At 62.4% G+C, this 18912-nt stretch carries 17 protein-coding genes and 2 tRNA genes; 10 read left to right on the top strand and 9 right to left on the bottom strand.

Annotated elements, in window-relative coordinates; all coding sequences use genetic code 11:
• Positions 1 to 56: 56 nt before the first annotated feature.
• From ACK3R5_RS11340 to ACK3R5_RS11360, 5 genes are all read right to left on the bottom strand, one after another.
• Complete coding sequence (locus ACK3R5_RS11340) at positions 57 to 1475, bottom strand: sodium-dependent transporter (protein WP_411964164.1); 1419 nt, start codon at positions 1473 to 1475, stop codon at positions 57 to 59.
• 172 nt (positions 1476 to 1647) lie between these two features.
• A complete protein-coding gene (locus ACK3R5_RS11345; protein WP_411967024.1) occupies positions 1648 to 2985 on the bottom strand; it encodes a sodium-dependent transporter in 1338 nt (445 codons plus the stop codon).
• A gap of 231 nt (positions 2986 to 3216) precedes the next feature.
• Entirely contained in the window at positions 3217 to 3924 is a 708-nt protein-coding gene (locus ACK3R5_RS11350; RefSeq protein ID WP_411967025.1) for an SDR family oxidoreductase, read from the bottom strand.
• 150 nt (positions 3925 to 4074) lie between these two features.
• Positions 4075 to 5043: an NADPH:quinone reductase gene (locus tag ACK3R5_RS11355; protein WP_411964167.1), complete on the bottom strand. Its 969-nt coding sequence runs from the start codon at positions 5041 to 5043 to the stop codon at positions 4075 to 4077.
• 74 nt (positions 5044 to 5117) lie between these two features.
• Positions 5118 to 5402: a hypothetical protein gene (locus ACK3R5_RS11360; RefSeq protein ID WP_411964168.1), complete on the bottom strand. Its 285-nt coding sequence runs from the start codon at positions 5400 to 5402 to the stop codon at positions 5118 to 5120.
• A gap of 220 nt (positions 5403 to 5622) precedes the next feature.
• Between ACK3R5_RS11360 and sucC the strand changes: the two genes are divergently transcribed.
• The 3 genes from sucC (at position 5623) to ACK3R5_RS11375 (ending at position 7947) form a co-directional block, all read left to right on the top strand.
• Positions 5623 to 6768 carry an ADP-forming succinate--CoA ligase subunit beta gene (sucC, locus tag ACK3R5_RS11365; RefSeq protein WP_411967026.1) on the top strand — a complete coding sequence of 382 codons (1146 nt, stop codon included), beginning with the start codon at positions 5623 to 5625 and terminating at the stop codon, positions 6766 to 6768.
• Complete coding sequence (gene sucD / locus ACK3R5_RS11370; protein WP_151162618.1) at positions 6765 to 7634, top strand: succinate--CoA ligase subunit alpha; 870 nt, start codon at positions 6765 to 6767, stop codon at positions 7632 to 7634. The genes sucC and sucD overlap by 4 nt, the downstream gene beginning before the upstream one ends.
• 79 nt (positions 7635 to 7713) lie before the next feature.
• Complete coding sequence (locus ACK3R5_RS11375; RefSeq protein WP_411967027.1) at positions 7714 to 7947, top strand: hypothetical protein; 234 nt, start codon at positions 7714 to 7716, stop codon at positions 7945 to 7947.
• A gap of 34 nt (positions 7948 to 7981) precedes the next feature.
• Here ACK3R5_RS11375 and ACK3R5_RS11380 read toward each other — a convergent pair whose 3' ends face one another.
• Positions 7982 to 8272 carry a zinc ribbon domain-containing protein gene (locus tag ACK3R5_RS11380; RefSeq protein WP_411964171.1) on the bottom strand — a complete coding sequence of 97 codons (291 nt, stop codon included), beginning with the start codon at positions 8270 to 8272 and terminating at the stop codon, positions 7982 to 7984.
• A 374-nt stretch (positions 8273 to 8646) separates the two neighbouring features.
• On the opposite strand from ACK3R5_RS11380, the gene ACK3R5_RS11385 reads away from it, so the two are divergent.
• Positions 8647 to 9084, top strand: a complete 438-nt coding sequence (locus ACK3R5_RS11385) for a CBS domain-containing protein (protein WP_411964172.1) — start codon at positions 8647 to 8649, stop codon at positions 9082 to 9084.
• A 100-nt stretch (positions 9085 to 9184) separates the two neighbouring features.
• On the top strand, positions 9185 to 9661 hold the full coding sequence (locus ACK3R5_RS11390) for a DUF2062 domain-containing protein (RefSeq protein WP_411965822.1): 477 nt from the start codon (positions 9185 to 9187) through the stop codon (positions 9659 to 9661).
• 639 nt (positions 9662 to 10300) lie between these two features.
• On the opposite strand, the gene ACK3R5_RS11395 is transcribed toward ACK3R5_RS11390, so the two are convergent.
• Positions 10301 to 10375 (bottom strand) — tRNA-Val (locus ACK3R5_RS11395).
• 47 nt (positions 10376 to 10422) lie between these two features.
• Positions 10423 to 10497, bottom strand: a tRNA-Val gene (locus tag ACK3R5_RS11400).
• 239 nt (positions 10498 to 10736) lie between these two features.
• Here ACK3R5_RS11400 and trpD point away from each other — a divergent pair.
• The 4 genes from trpD to trpG are packed head-to-tail and all read left to right on the top strand — an operon-like array spanning position 10737 to position 14590.
• Positions 10737 to 11732, top strand: a complete 996-nt coding sequence (gene trpD / locus ACK3R5_RS11405; RefSeq protein WP_411967028.1) for an anthranilate phosphoribosyltransferase — start codon at positions 10737 to 10739, stop codon at positions 11730 to 11732.
• A 1-nt stretch (position 11733) separates the two neighbouring features.
• The gene (locus ACK3R5_RS11410) at positions 11734 to 12387 is read left to right on the top strand and encodes a phosphoribosylanthranilate isomerase (protein ID WP_411967029.1); all 654 of its coding nucleotides are present in this window, start codon (positions 11734 to 11736) and stop codon (positions 12385 to 12387) included.
• Positions 12384 to 13979 carry an anthranilate synthase component I gene (gene trpE, locus ACK3R5_RS11415; protein ID WP_411967030.1) on the top strand — a complete coding sequence of 532 codons (1596 nt, stop codon included), beginning with the start codon at positions 12384 to 12386 and terminating at the stop codon, positions 13977 to 13979. Before ACK3R5_RS11410 ends, trpE begins: the two co-directional genes overlap by 4 nt.
• The gene (gene trpG, locus ACK3R5_RS11420) at positions 13976 to 14590 is read left to right on the top strand and encodes an anthranilate synthase component II (RefSeq protein WP_411967031.1); all 615 of its coding nucleotides are present in this window, start codon (positions 13976 to 13978) and stop codon (positions 14588 to 14590) included. The genes trpE and trpG overlap by 4 nt, the downstream gene beginning before the upstream one ends.
• A gap of 40 nt (positions 14591 to 14630) precedes the next feature.
• Here the strand turns inward: trpG and ACK3R5_RS11425 are convergent, their stop codons facing one another.
• Positions 14631 to 14843, bottom strand: a complete 213-nt coding sequence (locus ACK3R5_RS11425; RefSeq protein WP_411964177.1) for a hypothetical protein — start codon at positions 14841 to 14843, stop codon at positions 14631 to 14633.
• Between the two features lie 534 nt (positions 14844 to 15377).
• Here ACK3R5_RS11425 and ACK3R5_RS11430 point away from each other — a divergent pair.
• Positions 15378 to 18479, top strand: a complete 3102-nt coding sequence (locus ACK3R5_RS11430; protein WP_411967032.1) for an adenosylcobalamin-dependent ribonucleoside-diphosphate reductase — start codon at positions 15378 to 15380, stop codon at positions 18477 to 18479.
• The last annotated feature ends 433 nt before the right edge of the window (positions 18480 to 18912 follow it).

Genomic DNA, 18912 nt, shown 5'->3' on the forward strand with positions numbered 1-18912 from the left:
TGGGGCGTAATCGAGAGACAGAGGCGAGGCACTGCCAAGAGAAACCGAAGCGGGTGTTAGACGACAGAGTTGGGGTGGCGGAGTCCGACGAACGTCACTCCGCTGGCGACGACGGAGACGGCGACAGTCGGCCAGAAGCCGATGGTCGTGTCCACGCCGAAGTGCGTCAGGAGCGTGAAGACGAGGAAGAGCGGTAAGACGACGCCAGCGCCGAAGAGCCACGGCGTCCCGAGCGTGCGGCCGAACGACCCTGCACCGTTGGTGAACTCGTCGAGGGCGTCACGGCCCATGACCCACCCGACGAACAGGAGGAAGGCGGCGAGGCCGGCAGTCAGGAGGATGTTGACGAGCGTGCCGGCGACGAATCCGAAGATGGACGGGTTGAACGCGCAGACGGTTCCGGTGACGGCGACGAACGCAGTCATGCCGACGACGGCCTGCTTGCGCGAGATGTCGTACTCGTCGACGAGGAAGGCGACTGGAATCTCCAGCATGCTGATGGAACTCGACAGTGCGGCGAGCGTCACGACGGCGAAGAACGCCGTCGCGATGAGCGTTCCCGCGGGGAGTTGCGAGAACGCGCCGGCGAGGCCGACGAACAGTGCGCCGGGGCCAGTGCCAGTCTCGGTCGGATTGATGCCTTGGGAGAACAGCAGTGGGAAGACGACGAGGCCAGTGATGACGCCGACGCTCGTGTTGAGGACGGCGATAGCAGACCCATCGAAGGGGAGCGACCGGTCCTCGTCGAGGTAGGAGGCGTACGTTATCATCGTCCCGGCACCGAGCGAGAGTGTAAAGAGCGCCTGTCCAGCGGCGGGGCCGAGGATAGCGAAGAAGTTCTCCGAGAGGACAGATGGGTCGAACCGGAGGAAGAAGGCGTATCCGGCGGCGGCGTTCGGTTGCGTCGCGGCCCACGCCGCGAGGCCGACGAGGAGCACGAGGACGGCGGGCATCATGATTTTGGTGCCGAGTTCGATACCCTTGCGGACGCCCGCGAAGACGATGAGCGCGGTCAGTCCGAGAAACAGCAGGTGGTAGAGTGCCGCGTCCACGCCGGCGGAGACGCCGCCGAAGTACTGACCGGGGTTCGTGAAGTAGGCCGGATTGCTCCCGACGAGGGAGACACCACTTTCGAGGAGGTACCGGAGAATCCACCCGCCGACGACGCTGTAGAACGACAGCAGCGAGATGCCGGTGACGACGGAGAAGGCACCGACGACGCCCCACTTCTTCGACCCAGAGAGGTCACGGAGTGCGCCGACCGGCGATTTCTTGGCGCGGCGGCCGATGACGAACTCACCGAGGAGTCCGGGGACGCCGACCAGAAGGACGATTGCGAGATAGACGACGAGGAACGCGCTGCCACCGTTTTCGGCGGTCTGCCACGGGAATCGCCAGATGTTCCCGAGGCCGACTGCACTGCCGACAGCGGCGAGGATGAATCCAAGTCGTGTTGCCCATGTTTCTCGTGCCATTGAGAGCCATTGTCAGTCCGGCCCTAAAATGGCTTTCGAACCGATAAAACGTCATCGCAGAAATTTAACGGTTTTACCCGTGTGAACTGCAAATATCGCTGTCGAATAGTCAGCGAATATCGACCAATGCCGACGATTCGTAACTTCTCGAAAAACTGAATCGTTCGCCGCCTCAGAGGGGCGGGATGATAGCCGGGTTCTCGCCGAGGAACAGGGTCTGAAGACCCAGTGCCAGCGTGGCGACGACGGCGACGATGACGAGCGTGCGCGCCAGCCAGAGCCACGTCAGGCCGACGCCGTCGCCGAGTGCGCTCCCCTTCATGAGTTCGTCGAGGGCGGGCGCGCCGTAAACCCACGCCACGAAGACGAGGATGCCGAGGACGCCAACCGGCAGGAGGAACTTGTAGGCGAGCGTGTCGAACCAGCCGAGCCACGCCGTGTCGAGTGCCGACGGCACGCCGAGGGTGAAGATGATACCACCGAGGAGGGTGGCCACCTGCGGACGCGACACGTCGTAGTTGTCGATGGCCCACGCGACGACGACTTCGAGGAGACTGATTGCAGACGAGAGCGCCGCGATGAGGACGACGGCGAAGAAGACGACGCCGATGATTCGCCCGGCGGGGAGACTCCCGAACGCGCCGGCGACGCTGATGAACACCGCACCGGCACCGCTCGTGTTGGGGTCGATGCCCTGTGCGAACAACAGCGGGATGACGACGAGGCCAGCGAGGATGCCGACGAAGCTATTCAGGAAGACGATGGTGATACCGTCGCCGAACAGGCTCTCGTCGCCGTCGATGTAGGAGGCGTAGGTAATCATCGCACCCATGCCGAGCGACAGCGAGAAGAACGCCTGCCCGACTGCGAACGGGACGATGTCACCGAAGTTGGCGGCGAGTGCGCCGAAGTCCGGCGAGAGGAAGTACGCGTAGCCTTCGGACGCTCCGGGGAGCGTGAACGCGAAGACGGCGAGTGCGCCGAGGATGACGACGATACTCGGGACCATCAGTTTAGTCGCTTTCTCGATGCCGTCTTCGATACCTGCGGCGACGATGACGATGACGAGCGCCATGAACACGGCGTGGAGCACGAGCGCGTCCATCCCGGCAGAAATCTGGCCGAAGTACTCGGCGGGCGCGCCGAAGTACGCACCCGTCACGCTGCCGCCGATGTATCGGAGGACCCACCCGCCGACGACGCTGTAGTACGAGAGAATCCAAAAGCCGGTGAACAGACCGAGTGCACCGACGATACGCCAGTTCTTGTAGCCGAGTTTCTCGAAGGCGCTGATGGTGTTGAGGTTACTCTTCCGGCCGATGACGAACTCCGCGAGGATGGTCGGAAGCCCGATACCGAGTGCGGCGATGAGGTAGACAATCAGGAAGGACGCGCCACCGAACTGCGCAGTCTTGAAGGGGAACTGCCAGATGTTCCCGAGGCCGACTGCACTGCCGACGGCGGCCAGGATGAATCCTGCCCTCGTCGCCCATGTTTCTCGTTCACTCATTTCTATCTCCCAGTTGCCGATGTGGGCCTGATAAATGACGCGGTATGCAGTCGCATATCGGAGAAAAAATCGACACAATTCTCTAACTCATTATATATGGTAGGACATTCGTCCGAATATAGAGGGTGTATCTCCTCTATTTTCTAACGTGTGTCGTGTTCGTGAATCGCTCACGTAGTGTGTAAAAATCCTCGCGCACTGCTGTGAAAATATCTGTCACGGTGAGTGGTATCACGCCTCGCCGTAGACTGGGACGGCGGCCCCACTCGTCGCGGACGACGCGTCTGAACAGAGGAACAGCACCGTCTGTGCAATCTCCTCCGGTTTTACCCACGCGTCGAAGTCGGCGTCGGGCATCATCTCGCGGTTCATCTCCGTGTCGATGACGCTCGGCATCACCGCGTTCGCGCGCACGACGCCCTTGTTTTCTTCCGCTATCGTCTCGGTGAGCAGGCGGACGCCCGCCTTCGACGCCCGATAGATTCCGTCTCCAGTCCCGCCTTCGAGCGAGGACCGGGCGGAGACGCTCACGATAGCACCCCCCGTCTCCCGGAGGTGCGGAATCACGTGCTTCGACGCGAGGAACATCGTCTTCAGATTCACGTCGAAGAGGAAGTCGAACGTCTCCACGTCGGTTTCGTCGAGCGGTGTCCCGCCACGCCACGTCCCTGCGATGTTGGCGAGATGGTCGATGCGGCCGAAGTCGGAGGCGATGGCGTCAACGACGCGGGCCACGTCGCCTTCGTCGGTGAAATTACCCTCGTAGAATCGGACGCCCTCAGAGTCGAAAAAGCCGTCATCGTCGTCGGGTTCGACGACGTCCGCCGCAGCGACTGCCGCACCCGCCTCGTGGAACGCCCGCGCAATCGCTCCACCGAGCGCACCGCTGGCACCGGTCACGAGTGCAACTGTCCCGTCGAAGTCGTAGTTCACGTCCATATCTGTGTACTACGTCAGCATGGCCCATAATTCGGTCGCGGTGATGTGGTCGTCGTACGCGACGACGGTTGCCCGTCCCGCGAGGACACTCGTCTCACGGCCGTGACGGTCGACTCTCGACCGTGGCACGTCGGTCGTCGTAGATGGCGTTCAGGGCGTGATGACCAGCTTCCCGAGGAAACTGTCTTCCATCACGGCGCGGTGTGCTTCTGCCGCCTCGTCTAAGTCGTAGGTGCGCGCCACGTCGATTTCGAAGTCCCCTGCGTCGACCATCCCGGCGATTTCGCGCAGTGGCGCGGCGAGTTCGGGCGTGTTGAACATGCTCATCATCGTAATCTGGAGGTCCTTGCCGCGAGCAGACGACGAGACGTCGAACCCGACCTGTGGGTCGTTCTCGCCGATACCGACGACGCGCCCACCGGTCGTCGCCACGTCGGCGTCGAACTGCATGTAGTCGTCGAGGCGGTGGTCGAGCGTCAGGTCGACGCCGTCGCCCTTCGCGGCGTCTGTGACCGCTTCCGCCAGGTCGTCTCGGTCGTAGTCGAGGACGACGTCCGCGCCGAGTTCGGACACTCGGTCGTGGTACTTCGGGGCGGCAGTCGCGATGACGTGTGCGCCTGCTGCCGCGGCGAGTTGGACGGCGGCGTGCCCGACGCCACCGGACCCACCGTGAATCAGGACCGTCTCACCGAGTTGCATCTCGCCGTGGTCGACGAGTGCGCGCCACGCCGTGACGCCCGCGACACCTGCGCCACCGGCGGCGACCAGGTCGGCGTCGTCGGGGAGGACCGCGAGACGGTCGGTCGGGACCGTGGCGAACTCCGTGTAGCTACCGTAATACTGCTGGTTGCCGATACCCGTCCCCACGACGGCGTCGCCTTCCTCGAAGTCAGTCACGTTCGGGCCGACGGCCGAGACGGTCCCTGCGACGTCGACGCCAGGAATCATCGGGAGTCCGAGCGGTGGGTACTCTCCGGTTCGGAAGTAGGTGTCGACCGGATTGACGCCTGCTGCGGCCACTTCGACGAGCACCTCGTCGGCCTGCGGTTCGGGGGTGTCGATGTCGTCTACCTGAAGTACGTCACGTCCGCCGTGTTCGTGAAATCTGACTGCGTGCATGTCGGTCAGTGTGTCTTCATCCGTGATAAAATCGGACACAGCGGCCAGCCACGGGGGTGTTCCGTCGAGGGGGGTTACCCAACTATCGACGCGTAGAGGAACGCGGCCACACCAGCGGCGACGCCGAGCGTCAGCAGAACCAACAGCAGTCGGCGCTGCCCCGCCGTGAGCGGCGTCGGATTGAGTGAACTCTCCAGCGCGTAGCCCAACGCGGTTCCAGTCGCGACGAAGATAACGAGGAGGAACGTTATCTCGGCGGTCAGCCACCACCCGATTACACCGAACAGGAGACCGAACACCATCCCGATAAACCATCCTGTCCCCGGGGGCGCGCGTCGGTCTGTCGACTCTCTGGCCATACGGAGTGATACGTCGTCTCTATGCAAACACATGCCGTTCGAATCCACTCGCTGAGAACGATGCCCCTCGGTACTGTGGGATTTGGTCACGCCTCGTCGGCCCGATTCTGCCGAACATGTTAATTCACCCACGAGTACTCTCCTGTCGGCGATTTTGGCCGGATAATTGGGCCGAGATGAATGGGATTTAAGCGCGTGCCTTACCCTCCCACGGATGGTAATGAAGCTTCACGAATACCAGGCGAAGGACATCTTCGCAGAGGCAGGGATTCCGGTCCCAGAGTCCCGTCTCGCGTCGTCTGTAGACGAGGTTATGGAGGCGGTCGAGGATATCGGCTATCCTGCGGCCATCAAGGCCCAGGTCCACGTCGGTGGGCGTGGCAAGGCTGGCGGTATCAAAATCGCCATGGACGAAGACGAGGCCCGACAGGCCGCCGAGGACATCCTCGGAATGGACCTCAAAGGCTACACCGTCGAGCGCGTGCTCGTCGAGGCCGGCGTCGACTTCGAGAACGAACTGTACGTCGGTGTCACGATGGACCGTGGCGAGGGCAAACCCGTCGCGATGGTCTCGACGGAAGGTGGCGTCAACATCGAGGAAGTCGCAGAGGAGAACCCCGACGCTATCGCACGCGATCACATCGACCCCGCGTTCGGTATGCACCCGTACCAGGCCCGTAAACTCGTCTTCGACGCGGGCATCCCGCGTGACGTGGCGTTCGACGTCGCCTCGTTCCTCACGACGCTCTACGACCTCTACGAGGCCAACGACGCGTCGGACATCGAAATCAACCCCGTCATGATTACGTCCGACCGCGACGTCGTCGCCGCGGACGCCGTCATGAACATCGACGACGACGCGCTCTTCCGCCACGAGGACCTCGCGGCGATGGAAGAAGACTCCTACGAGGACGAACTCGAAGCCAAGGCCGGCGAATACGGCTTCGACTACGTCCGTCTGTCGGGTAACGTCGGTATCATCGGCAACGGTGCCGGACTCGTCATGACGACGCTGGACCTCGTCGACTACTTCGGCGGCAAGCCCGCCAACTTCCTCGACATCGGTGGCGGTGCGAAGGCCGAACGTGTCGCGAACGCGCTGGACATGGTCTTCTCCGACGAGAACGTCGACTCCGTGGTCTTCAACATCTTCGGCGGTATCACCCGTGGCGACGAGGTTGCCAAGGGTATCAACGAGGCACTCGAACAGTTCGACGAGATTCCGAAACCCGTCGTCGTCCGCCTCGCAGGCACGAACGCCGAAGAAGGGATGGAGATTCTGAACACGGAGCTCGTACAGGTCGAAGGGACGCTGGAAGATGCAGTCCAGCGTGCCGTCAAGAACGCACAGGAGGTGTCCCAATGAGTATTTTCGTCGACGACGACACGCGCGTAGTTGTACAGGGTATCACCGGTGGGGAAGGCCGCTTCCACACCCAGCAGATGATGGAATACGGCACGAACGTCGTCGCCGGTGCAGTCCCCGGCAAGGGCGGGCAGGAAGTCGAAGGCGTTCCCGTCTACGACACCGTCTCCGAGGCCGTCGAAGAGGAAGACGCCAACGCGTCTGTCGTCTTCGTCCCGCCGGCGTTCGCCGGCGACGCCATCTTCGAGGCGCTCGACACGGACCTGGACCTCGTCGTCGCTATCACCGAAGGTGTCCCGACGCAGGACATGGCCAAGGTGAACAAGCGACTCTCCGAAGTCGACACTCGTCTCATCGGCCCCAACTGCCCGGGCATCATCACGCCCGGCGAGGCCAAACTCGGCATCCTCCCCGGCAACATCTTCGAGGAGGGGAACGTCGGCCTCGTCTCGCGCTCCGGCACCCTCACGTATCAGGTCGTCTCGAACCTGACCGAGCGCGGTATCGGCCAGACCACCGCCATCGGTATCGGTGGCGACCCCATCATCGGCACGTCGTTCGTCGACGCGCTCGAAGCGTTCGAGAACGACCCCGACACGCACGCCGTCGTCATGTGCGGTGAGATTGGTGGCGAAGACGAAGAACAGGCCGCGAAGTTCATCGCCGAGAACATGGACACACCCGTCGCTGGCTTCATCGCCGGTCGCACGGCACCGCCGGGCAAGCGCATGGGTCACGCCGGCGCTATCGTCTCCGGGTCCGGAACGGGCACCGCAGAGTCCAAAATCAACGCCCTCAACGACGCGGGCGTCCCCGTCGGCGACACCCCGAACGAAGTCGCCGACCACATCGAAGACTTCCTCTAAGTCTTCACTCTCTGCCTCTGTTTTTTCGACGTACAGCGACCTCCAGAAGGCTTACGACCGCACTTCCCAGACCTCGCATATGGTCGACACGTTCGTCAGGAAGCAGCGCATCACGCCCGGAAAGACCGACGAACTCCGTGAGTTGGTCGACGAGTTGCGTGTCGAAGCGCGGGCGAACTCGACCCACAGACTCCACGAACTCGAAGACGCGGTGATGGAGACGGTGCTCGAAGACCCGGAAGAAGTGGGGTCGTTCGAATCGCTGTTCCACGGCGTCAGTCCGAACCGACCGACCGAATTCGTCGTTCAGTAGCCGAGACACGGGTCAACGTCGGCACGCCGCCGGCTTACAGTCGCGTTCCACACAGGCCGCACCGGTTGCTCTCGACAGGGTTCGGCGCGCCACAGTCGGGACAGACGGTCATCCGTCTGTTGGACTTCTCCTGTGCCGTCCGGAGGAACGTCGTCGGGTCGACTGTCGTTCCCGTCTCGGCGACGTCCTCGTCGAGTCTGTCGAGAACCCGTTCGACGAGTGCACCCTCTCGCATCCTGTCGAGGACGCGCACGAACCCGACGAACAAGAGCGACGGCGCGAGGATACAGAACCCCGCTACGAGCAGTCGGAGGGCAATTTCCATGTGCTACGCTAGCGCCCATCGAACCTATCCTTACCGTCGTCGCCGAGCTCTGAGATTCACGGCCAGCTGAACGACTGATTATCGGCTTTGATATCTAAGAGGGCGGATTTATGCGCGTCATTCCGAGTCGTATTGCTAATGGCAAGCTCTATCGAATTTAGGGGTGAGAATCCATCTCGCATCGCGCTTTCGACACAGCGAGCACGCTACCGTCGCTCCGTACCGTCTCTCTGCTCTCCGTTCGCTACACTCTTCGTTGACCAATCGTATCAAAGTTTGATAACTAGGTTAGTCTGGGACCCACACGAGGAACCGGGACGAGCACGGACGTCGCCACCGGCCATCTCGGGTCGGACACACGTCGGCCACTGACGATGCGCGTCGACGAAATCATGACCGAAGACGTGGCCACCGTCGGCGTGAAGTCGAGCGTCGCCACGTGCGCGAAACTGATGCTTCGAAAGGGGGCGGGAAGTGTCGTCGTGACCAGCGACGGCCGTCCAGTCGGTATCGTCACGGAGTCGGACGTACTTCGCGCCGGCGTGTCGAGTGACGCTCCCTTCTCAACGATTCCGACGCGAGCGGTCATGTCGAACCCAATCAAGTGGGTCCGGCCGGACTCGACGAGTCGGATGGCCGCCCAGAAGATGCGCGACGGGCGCGTGAAGAAACTCGTCGTCGTCGACGGCACGGAGATGGTCGGTATCGTGACGGCGACGGACATCGCCTTCCACGTCTCCGACGTCGCTCGCGGGGTCGGTGAGATGATGGAACTCAAGCAGAAGTGGGAGTCCGACCGCCGGTTTAGATAGTCACGAAATAACGAATTCGGTAGTGAGAGTCTCACACGCCGAAGAATTGATAATCGGCACTCCCATCTAGACAGTACCTGTGGGCGAGAGAATAGCGTCGATTCGAACCCGTCTGACCTCGATTCGAACCCGTGTGTGGTCGGGAATCGAACGTGCCTTCGCAGCGGAGCACACTCCCAACGAGATTGCACTGAGCTTCGCCTTCGGTGTGTTCGTCGTGGCGATGCCAACCGCCGGCACCGCTCTCGCACTGTTCGCACTCGTCGCCTACTTCGTCGATAGAGCGAGTAAACTCGCGCTCGTCTCCACGCTCGTCATCTTCAACCCACCCGTCAAGTGGGCCGTCTACGGCGCGAGTTTCTGGCTCGGGTCGTACGTTCTCGGCCCGATTCCCGGTGTCTCCGTCTCCGACGTGTCGCTCGACGCGGGGTTCGACATTGTCCTCCGGCAACTGCTCGGCAATACGGTGCTGGCAGTCGTCATGGCAGTCGTCGGTTACGTCGTCGTCTTGCAGTTGGCTCGGATGTACAAGCACCGGGAGTTTTCGGCGGTGGACGTGGTTCCGGCGGACGATTAGGGTCCGAGGGCTCCGTCGAAAGTCGGAGAATCGGGGAGCGGAGTGTGCTGAATGGAGCGTGTACCGGTCAGCACTCTGCCGTCTTCTGTTCTACACCCAGTTTAGTGAACCAACCTGTAGTTCGGTCCAGCTTAGTCATCGTCGCGGATACGTCGTCGTTTTTTGCACTCTCCACAAAATTCTGCAGGGAGTGCAGATATCGAGTCGATTGTCTTGGTAGCCGTGAATTCGTCCAAGCGAGTGTAGTGGTCAGCCCACCCACAACGGACATCCTCTGCGAAGTGCCACTTTTGCTCACCTTTTCGCTTGAGTTCTACCATCATCGGGTATGTCACAAGAATCTGCAATAGAGTTTTTCACTGTCATGTCTATTCTGTTGCGTCTATGCTCTGTATTTAGCGATTCGACACCTCGTGTAACCGGCCTGCAACCACTGTTCAGCGGGACCCCAGGCCACGACGGAGACGCGAATGTCTCTCCTCGTTGCGTCGAAGGAAACTGGGTTGGGGCAGATTTGAACCTCCCTCGCTCCCTGCGGTCGCTCGCTGGTTCAAATCTGTCGTCACCATTTTCGATTCCACGGACTCCTCGCTCTGCTCACTCCGTTCGCGACGCTCGAAGTTGCGAGGAATCAGAAAATGGGTTGGGGCAGATTTGAACTGCCGACCTCCTCCATGTCAAGGAGGTGTCATAACCAGACTAGACCACCAACCCGGTGTGTTGCGAACATCGACCGAACTCCGAGAGCATGGGAAGTGTAGTGGGTTGGGGCAGATTTGAACTGCCGGCCTCCTCCATGTCAAGGAGGTGTCATAACCAGACTAGACCACCAACCCGGTTACGGTGCTTCCCACGCCCGTTCGGACGCATCTCTCCGTTACCCGGGGTTACAATTTAACCTTTCGAATCCAACCACGTGCGGCGATTCACACCATGGTACTCCTGTGCGGCGCACGCGGGCGATTCGCGGCGCAGTGGAACGATTCGGTGGCGGCAGGTTTCGCCAGCCCGACATCCTTAAGTCGATGTACGAATTTGTACATTGTAACCCGAACACGTACACTGGTGATTACCAATGCAAGATTACATCGAACGCGTCACTGCCGGTTCTGATTTGACTGTCGACGAGGCGCGCGACGCCGCGCGTGCGGTCTTCGAAGAGGCGACCGACGCCCAAATCGGTGCACTCCTGGCGGCACTCCGGGCGAAGGGCGAGACGGAAGCCGAAATCGCCGGATTCGCACAGGGCATGCGCGACGCCGCGCGCACCATCGAACCCTCCCGTGAGCCACTCGTCGACACGTGCGGAACCGGTGGCGACGACTACAACACGATTAACGTCTCGACGACGAGCGCGCTCGTCGCCGCCGGGGCCGGCGCGGCAGTCGCCAAGCACGGCAACTACTCCGTCTCTTCGTCTTCTGGGAGTGCCGACGTGCTGGAGGTTGCAGGTGTGAACGTGGAAGCCGAACCCGAGTCCGTCGAACGCTGTATCGACGACAACGGCGTCGGCTTCATGCTCGCGCCCGTGTTCCACCCCGCGATGAAGGCCGTCATCGGCCCGCGGAAGGAACTCGGGATGCGAACCATCTTCAACGTCCTCGGCCCGCTGACGAACCCCGCCGGGGCCGACGCACAGGTTCTCGGCGTCTACGACCCTGACCTCGTGCCGGTTATCGCGCGCTCGCTGTCACACATGCCGGTCGAACGAGCGCTCGTCGTACACGGGTCTGGCATGGACGAAATCGCGCTCCACGACGCGACGACTGTCGCCGAAGTCGACGGCGAAGACATCACCGAGTACACGCTCACACCCGCAGACCTCGGCCTCGAACAGGCCCCAATCGACGCCGTCGCCGGCGGGTCACCACAGGAGAACGCCCGTGACCTAGAGGGCATCCTGACGGGCGACGTCACCGGCCCAAAACGTGACCTCATCCTCGCGAACGCCGGCGCGGCCGTCTACGTCGCAGGCCTCGCAGACTCGCTCGAAGACGGCGTCGACGTCGCCCGCGACGCTATCGACTCCGGGGCCGCCGCGAGCAAACTCGACGCGCTCCGGGAGGCGTGAGATGGTCCGTGTGAAAGTCTGCGGCGTCACTCGTGAGACAGACCTCCGCGTCGTCGCCGCCGCTGGCGCGGACGCAGTCGGAGCTATCTGCGACGTTCCTGTCGAGACGCCACGTGACGTCTCGCGCGAACGCGCCCGCGAACTCTTCGATGCGGCCCCGCCGTTCCTCTCGACGACGCTCGTGACGATGCCCGACTCCGTCGAAGACGCCCGCGAACTCGTTCGCGACGTCGAACCTGACGTGCTCCAACTCCACGCCGACTTCTCCGCCGACGAACTCGCGTCGCTCCGCGACGAGGGCGTCCGTGTCGTCCCAGTCGTCGAAGCCACCGCTGTCGAACGTGCGCGCGCTGTCGCGCCTGCCGTGGACGGCATCCTCGTCGACACGCCGTCCGAATCGGGTGCTGGTGGAACCGGCCAGACCCACGACTGGGAGGCCTCACGTGCACTCGTCGAGGCAGTCGACGTGCCCGTGATTCTCGCGGGTGGGTTGACGCCCGACAACGTCGCTGCGGCGATTCGAGCGGTCGGTCCGGACAGTGTCGACGTCGCCAGCGGTGTGGAGGCTACCGGCGGCGTCAAAGACCACGACGCGGTTCGTGCGTTCGTCGCGGAAGCACGGGACGCATCGGGCCACGAGGAGGTGCCCGCGTGACGCGACCCGAGACCGACCGCGAGGCGTTCGTCGCCGCCGTCTCCGATTACGACGAACCCGTCGTGACACACCTCGTCTCCGACCTCGACGTGGACATCGACCCCCTCGCGGCGTACACCGCACTCACCGAGCGGAGCGAGTACGGATTCCTCTTAGAGAGCGCCGAGAAGGTGTCGTCGAGCAACCCACAGGGTGCGTTCTCGTCGCCGGCGGCCACCGCCGACTCCCACGCACGCTTCTCGTTCGTCGGTTACGACCCCGAAGCGGTCGTCACAGTCGGCCCGGACGGCACCGAAGTGACCGACCTCGGCGGCCCAGCAGCAGCGTTCGTCCGCGAAACCGATGGCGACGTTCTCGACTCGCTTCGCGGCGCGCTTCCGGACCTCCCGCGGGTCAACTTCCCCGAGATGGACCGCCAGACGCTCACCGGCGGCCTCGTCGGGTTCCTCGCGTACGAGGCCGTCTACGACCTCTGGTTGGACGAAGTCGGCCGTGACCGACCCGACACAGACGACCCGGACGCCGAGTTCGTTCTGACGACGAAGACGCTCGCGTTCGACCACCGCGACGAGACGGTCAAACTCGTCTGCACGCCGGTCGTCACGCCCGACGACGACCCAGCCGAAGTGTACGACGACGTCGTCACAGAGGCCGAACGCGTCAGTGAGACGCTCACCACCGCCGCCGACCCCGAACCCGGTGGCTTCGAGCGGAGCGGCGAGGAGGCCGGGTCGCGGGAGTCCTACGAGGCGGCCGTCAGGAAGACGAAAGAACACGTTCGCGACGGCGACATCTACCAGGGCGTCATCTCGCGGACGCGAAAGCTCCGTGGGCAAATCGACCCGGTCGGCCTGTACGCTTCGCTCCGCGAGGTCAACCCGTCGCCGTATATGTACCTGCTCCGCCACGGTGACCGTCGCGTCGTCGGCGCGAGTCCGGAGACGCTCGTCTCCGTTCGCGGTGACCGCGTCGTCGTCAACCCCATCGCGGGGACCTGTCCGCGTGGGTCCGGCCCGGTCGAAGACCGCAGACTCGCGGGCGAACTCCTCGCAGACGGGAAAGAACGCGCCGAACACACGATGCTCGTGGACCTCGGACGCAACGACGTGCGCCGCGTCTCCTCGCCCGGGAGCGTCCGCGTCGAGGAGTTCATGAGCGTCATCAAGTACAGCCACGTCCAGCACATCGAATCGACGGTGTCCGGTAACCTCGACGCCGAGTACGACGCGTTCGACGCGACGCGTGCGACGTTCCCTGCCGGGACCTTGACCGGTGCACCGAAGGTCCGCGCGATGGAGATTATCGACGACCTGGAAGACGAACCACGCGGTGTCTACGGCGGTGGTGTCGGGTACTACTCGTGGACTGGCGACGCCGACATGGCTATCGTCATCCGGACGGCGACGGTCGAAACCGACGGCCACGAAGACGTCGTCACCGTTCGCGCCGGTGCGGGTATCGTCGCGGACTCCGACCCCGCCTCGGAGTACGACGAGACGGAACAGAAGATGGGCGGCGTCCTCGACGCGCTCAGACAAATCGAGTACGAACCATCGGACGAGCGGTACGAAACGACGGAGGCACCGCGATGACCCGCATCGTCGTCGTCGACAACTTCGACTCGTTTACGTACAATCTCGTGGAGTACTTCTCCGAACAGACGGTCGATGGCGAACCGCTCGACATCGAAGTTCGGAAGAACACGGCGTCGCTGGACGAAATTCGGAACCTCGAACCCGACGCGCTCGTCATCTCGCCGGGGCCGGGCCATCCGAAAAACGAGCGCGACGTCGGCGTGACGACTGAGGTGCTCACGGAACTCTCAACGGAGATTCCGACGCTTGGCGTCTGTCTTGGCCTCGAAGCGGCCGTCTACGCCTACGGCGGAACGATTGGACACGCACCGGAACCGATACACGGCAAGGCGTTCCCCGTCGACCACGACGGGGCGGGCGTCTTCACCGGCCTCGAAGACGGATTCCCTGCCGGTCGGTATCACTCGCTCGTCGCCACCGAAGTGCCCGACTGTTTCTCTGTGACGGCGACGACAGACCACGACGGAGTGTCGCTCGTGATGGGCGTTCGACACCGAGAGTATCCCATCGAGTGCGTGCAGTTCCATCCCGAGAGCGTCCTCACGGGGTCCGGACACGGTGTCGTCAGAAACTTCCTCTCGGCAGTCGCCGGGTTCGACGTCGCCTAACGGCGTCGCGGTTGGCCGACAAGTTAGTTCGGCCCCACCTTCAGAGGACGTTGATGCCGAAGAACGACAGCAACAGCAACAGGCCGACGATGATGGCGGCGATGGTGACGAGACGCCACGCGATTTTCAACACGAGGCGGCCGACGAGAATGACGACTGCAATCGCGACGAGCACGAAGAGAATCTGTCCGAGTGGCCCCGAGAGAAATCCACCGAGTTGTAACGGGACACTGGAGAGGGCGGATAGTACCATATCTGGATATGTTACCGGCGAGGCGAATAAGCTTGCGGCACGATACCGAGAATCTCACCCGAACGTCTCACGTCCCCTATTTCGGGCGGTATCGACCCCTCCGAGCTGGCTTCAGTCACTAACATACGAATTGTGATACTTCTGGCGAGTGTGTCTCTCGTGAATTCCTTTATAATACGGGGCGAATCACGGGACAGTCCCCCATGAGATGGTGTCAGGCATCTTCTATCCCCCCTCCCATTCTACTGCATATCCGACTGCAGTCTAGCGATTATACCACTCATTATTTCACTTCCACTCCGCTCTGGCTACCGTTATGTGGCCTGCTCTCCTCTAGGAGAGATGTGCGTTTCGACTCGGGGACATTCCCCTGCTCACAACTGCACAAAATGTGATAGTTCCGGGGCTGAAACGCCCCCGAGTCCGAAGCCTTAACCGACCACGCCCCACACACCAATATCGTCACAATGAGCGGATATTCACGAAGCCTACGACACCACGCCCGAACACGCCTCGGGCGGGAGGTACAGTAAGATGAGCGACGCAGAACTCTCGACGGACGAACTCGTCCTGCCGGTCAAACGGACCGAAGGCGAGACGCTCGCAGAGCGGATGACCGGTAACGCTTACAACAACATCCTGCCTGCGCGGTATCTCCGAAAGGACGCCAACGGTGACCTCATCGAGACGCAGGAAGACCTCTTCCCGCGCGTCGCGAAGAACATCGCCCTCGCCGAGGCCGTCTTCGAGGCCGAAAAGCAGGGCATCGAGATTACCGTCACGCCGGACCTCATCAAGCCCGACCACCCGCGCCGTGACGAACTCGCCGCGGAAGTCTTCGGGAAGGGCGTCACTGCCGACGACACCGACGCCGAGGCGACGCTCTCTATCTACAACGTCAACAAGTTCGCCTACGACACGCTCGTCCCCGAACTCCCCGACGAGGTTCGCGACGTCGTCGTCGAAAAGCGCGAGACGTTCCAGGACATGATGGAACAGCTCTCGTTCATGCCGAACTCGCCGACGCTGATGAACGCTGGCGACGAACTCCAGCAACTGTCGGCGTGTTTCGTCGACTCCCCCGGTGACGACATCACCGACATCCACCAGACCGCCAAGGAGGCCGCAGAAGTCTTCCAGTCCGGTGGCGGCATGGGCTACGCGTTCTGGAAACTCCGCCCCTACGGCGACGCCGTCGGGTCGACCGGTGGTATCGCCTCCGGCCCCATCACGTTCATGCGGACGTTCGACCAGATGTGCGAGACCATCGCGCAGGGTGGTGCCCGTCGTGGTGCCCAGATGGGCGTCATGCGCGTCTCGCACCCCGACATCATCCAGTTCCTCCACGCGAAGAACAAGGACGTCTCGCTCGCCCACACGCTCCGTCTGAACGACCCTGACGACTTCACGCACACGAAGTTCGCAGACGCACTCGAAGAAGCGCGCGAACTCATCGACGAAGACGGACGTGTCCCCAAGCACCTTCGGAACGCCGTCGAAGGGCACCTCTCGAACTTCAACATCTCCGTCGGCATCACCGACGGGTTCATGGAGGCGCTGTACAACGACGAAGAGTTCGTCTTCACCAACCCGCGGACCGAAGAACCGCACGTCGCCACGCCCGAGACCAAGGAAATCTACGACATGTTCGGCCTCGGCGAGCACGTCGAAGTCGGTGAAGTGCTGTCGATTCCGGCCGTCAAAATCTGGGACCAGATTATCGACGGCGCGTGGGAGAACGGCGAACCCGGTGTCGTCTACCTCGAACGCGCGAACAAGGAACACTCCTTCGACGTCGAGAAACACCCCGACCACCAGATTCTCGCGACGAACCCGTGTGGCGAACAGCCCCTCGAAGAGTACGAGGCGTGTAACCTCGGCCACATCAACCTCTCGACGCTCGTCGACATGGACGCGCCCGACTGGCGCGTCTGGTTCGACGAACACGGCGACGAGTACGAGAACCGCTCGACCGCCATCGACGGCTTCCTCGAAGACGCTATCGACTGGGACGAGTTCGACTACCGCATCGAGAACGGGACGCGCTTCCTCGAGAACGTCGTCACGATGTCGGACTTCCCGGTCGAGAAGATAGAAGAGAAGGTCCGCGAACTCCGGAAGATTGGCCTCGGCATCATGGGCCTCGCACAGCTCTACATCCAACTCGGCGTCCGCTACGGGTCCGACGAGGGGAACGAGATTGCGCGCCAGCTCATGACCCACATCAACCACCAGTCCAAGTGGGCCTCTCACGAACTCGCAGAAGAGCGCGGGTCGTTCGACGCGTGGGACGACTCCAAGTACGCTGACCCGCTCGAATACCGCGAGTGGTTCGAACACCACACGGGTCAGTCCGCCGACGACTGGGCAGACGGCTTCCCCATCCGCAACCACAACACGACGACCATCGCCCCGACAGGCACCACGTCGATGGTGTCGAACACCACGGGTGGCTGTGAGCCGATTTACAACGTCGCCTACTACAAGAACGTCTCCGACGACGTGCAGGGCGACGAGATGCTCGTCGAGTTCGACGACTACTTCCTCCGCGTCCTGGAGGCCAACGACATCGACGTCGAGGCCGTCAAGCGCGAGGCACAAGACCAGATGGCGAACAACGAGTTCGACGGCGTCTCCTCGCTGACGACGGTTCCGGACGCTATCTCCGAACTGTTCGTCGTCACGTCCGACCTCGCGGGTATCGAACACGCAGGCGTCCAGTGCGCCCTCCAGGAGGGCGTCGACTCCGCCATCTCGAAGACCTGTAACTTCCCGAACTCGGCCAGTAAGGAGGACATGGACGAAGTCTACCGCTACATCTACGACAACGGCGGCAAGGGCGTCACCGTCTACCGCGACGGCACGCGTTCGAAGCAGGTCCTCACCACGCGTGCGAAGAACACCGAGTTCTCCGACGACGAAGAGGCCGCCGAAGCCATCGTCTCACAGATTCGCGACGTGTTCGGCGACGTGGATGCCTTCCTCGAATCCGAGGAAGTCTCCGACCTCATCGGCGACGAACTCGAACTCGCCTTCGCAGAGTCGCCGAGCGAAGTTGGCAAGAAACGCCCCCGCCCGGACGTGCTCTACGGCGTCACTCAGCGCATCGACACCGGCTACGGGAAGCTCTACGTCAACATCAACGAAGACGAGAACGGCGAACCGTTCGAACTGTTCGCCAACATCGGCAACTCCGGTGGCTTCACCGCCTCCTTCACCGAGGCACTCGCCAAGACAGTCTCCACGTCGCTCCGCTCGGGCGTCGACCCAGAGGAGATTGCGAACGAGCTGAAGGGTATCCGCAGTCCGAAAGTCGCCTGGGACAAAGGCGAGCAGATAAACTCCATCCCGGACGCTATCGGCACCGCGATGCGCCGCTACCTCAACGGCGACATCGACAAGGGCTACCCGCGTCAGAAGAACCTGACCGAAGTCGAAGCCGAGGCTGCCCAATCCGGCGGCACCAACACCGACGGTGGCGTCGCCGTCGACGACGGTGCCGACGAGACGGCCGACGCGACTGCCGACCTGCTGGCCGCTGGCGAGAGTCCCGAATGTCCCGAGTGTGGAGAGATGAACCTCTACTACTCCGAGGGCTGTAAGACCTGCCAGAACTGCGGCTGGTCCGAGTGCTGAACACGACGTAACTGACCCGCCGGTCTGCTGACCGGCACTGTGACCGTTCTTTTTTGTGGTCTGCTCGGTACCGGAGTGACTCCTGTTCGATACGACAGCGACCCGGTCGTCTGAACCGAACACTCTCGCCCAGTTGCAGTAGCGACGACTCACGAGAGACGGCGACCGTACACTCCTGAGAAAGGATTCAGCACGACCGACACGGGTTCAGTCGTTCGGTTGGTCGTGTGGTTGTGGCCAACACTCTGGCCTCCAGACACCGCTCTGAGAGACGACAGAGATGCTCTACGCTCGGGGTGAGACTCCCGCAGAATTCGACGTCGAGGCTGTGGTCTCTCTGGAGTCTCGCCTCTCGTCTCCGATACGAGTGACTCTGCAGTCGTAACAGAAGCCCAGTGGTCGCATCGAGTTTGTCCGTCGGCAATGGAGTAGC

Source organism: Haloferax sp. YSSS75, assembly GCF_046764215.1.
In the GTDB taxonomy this organism is placed as follows: domain Archaea; phylum Halobacteriota; class Halobacteria; order Halobacteriales; family Haloferacaceae; genus Haloferax.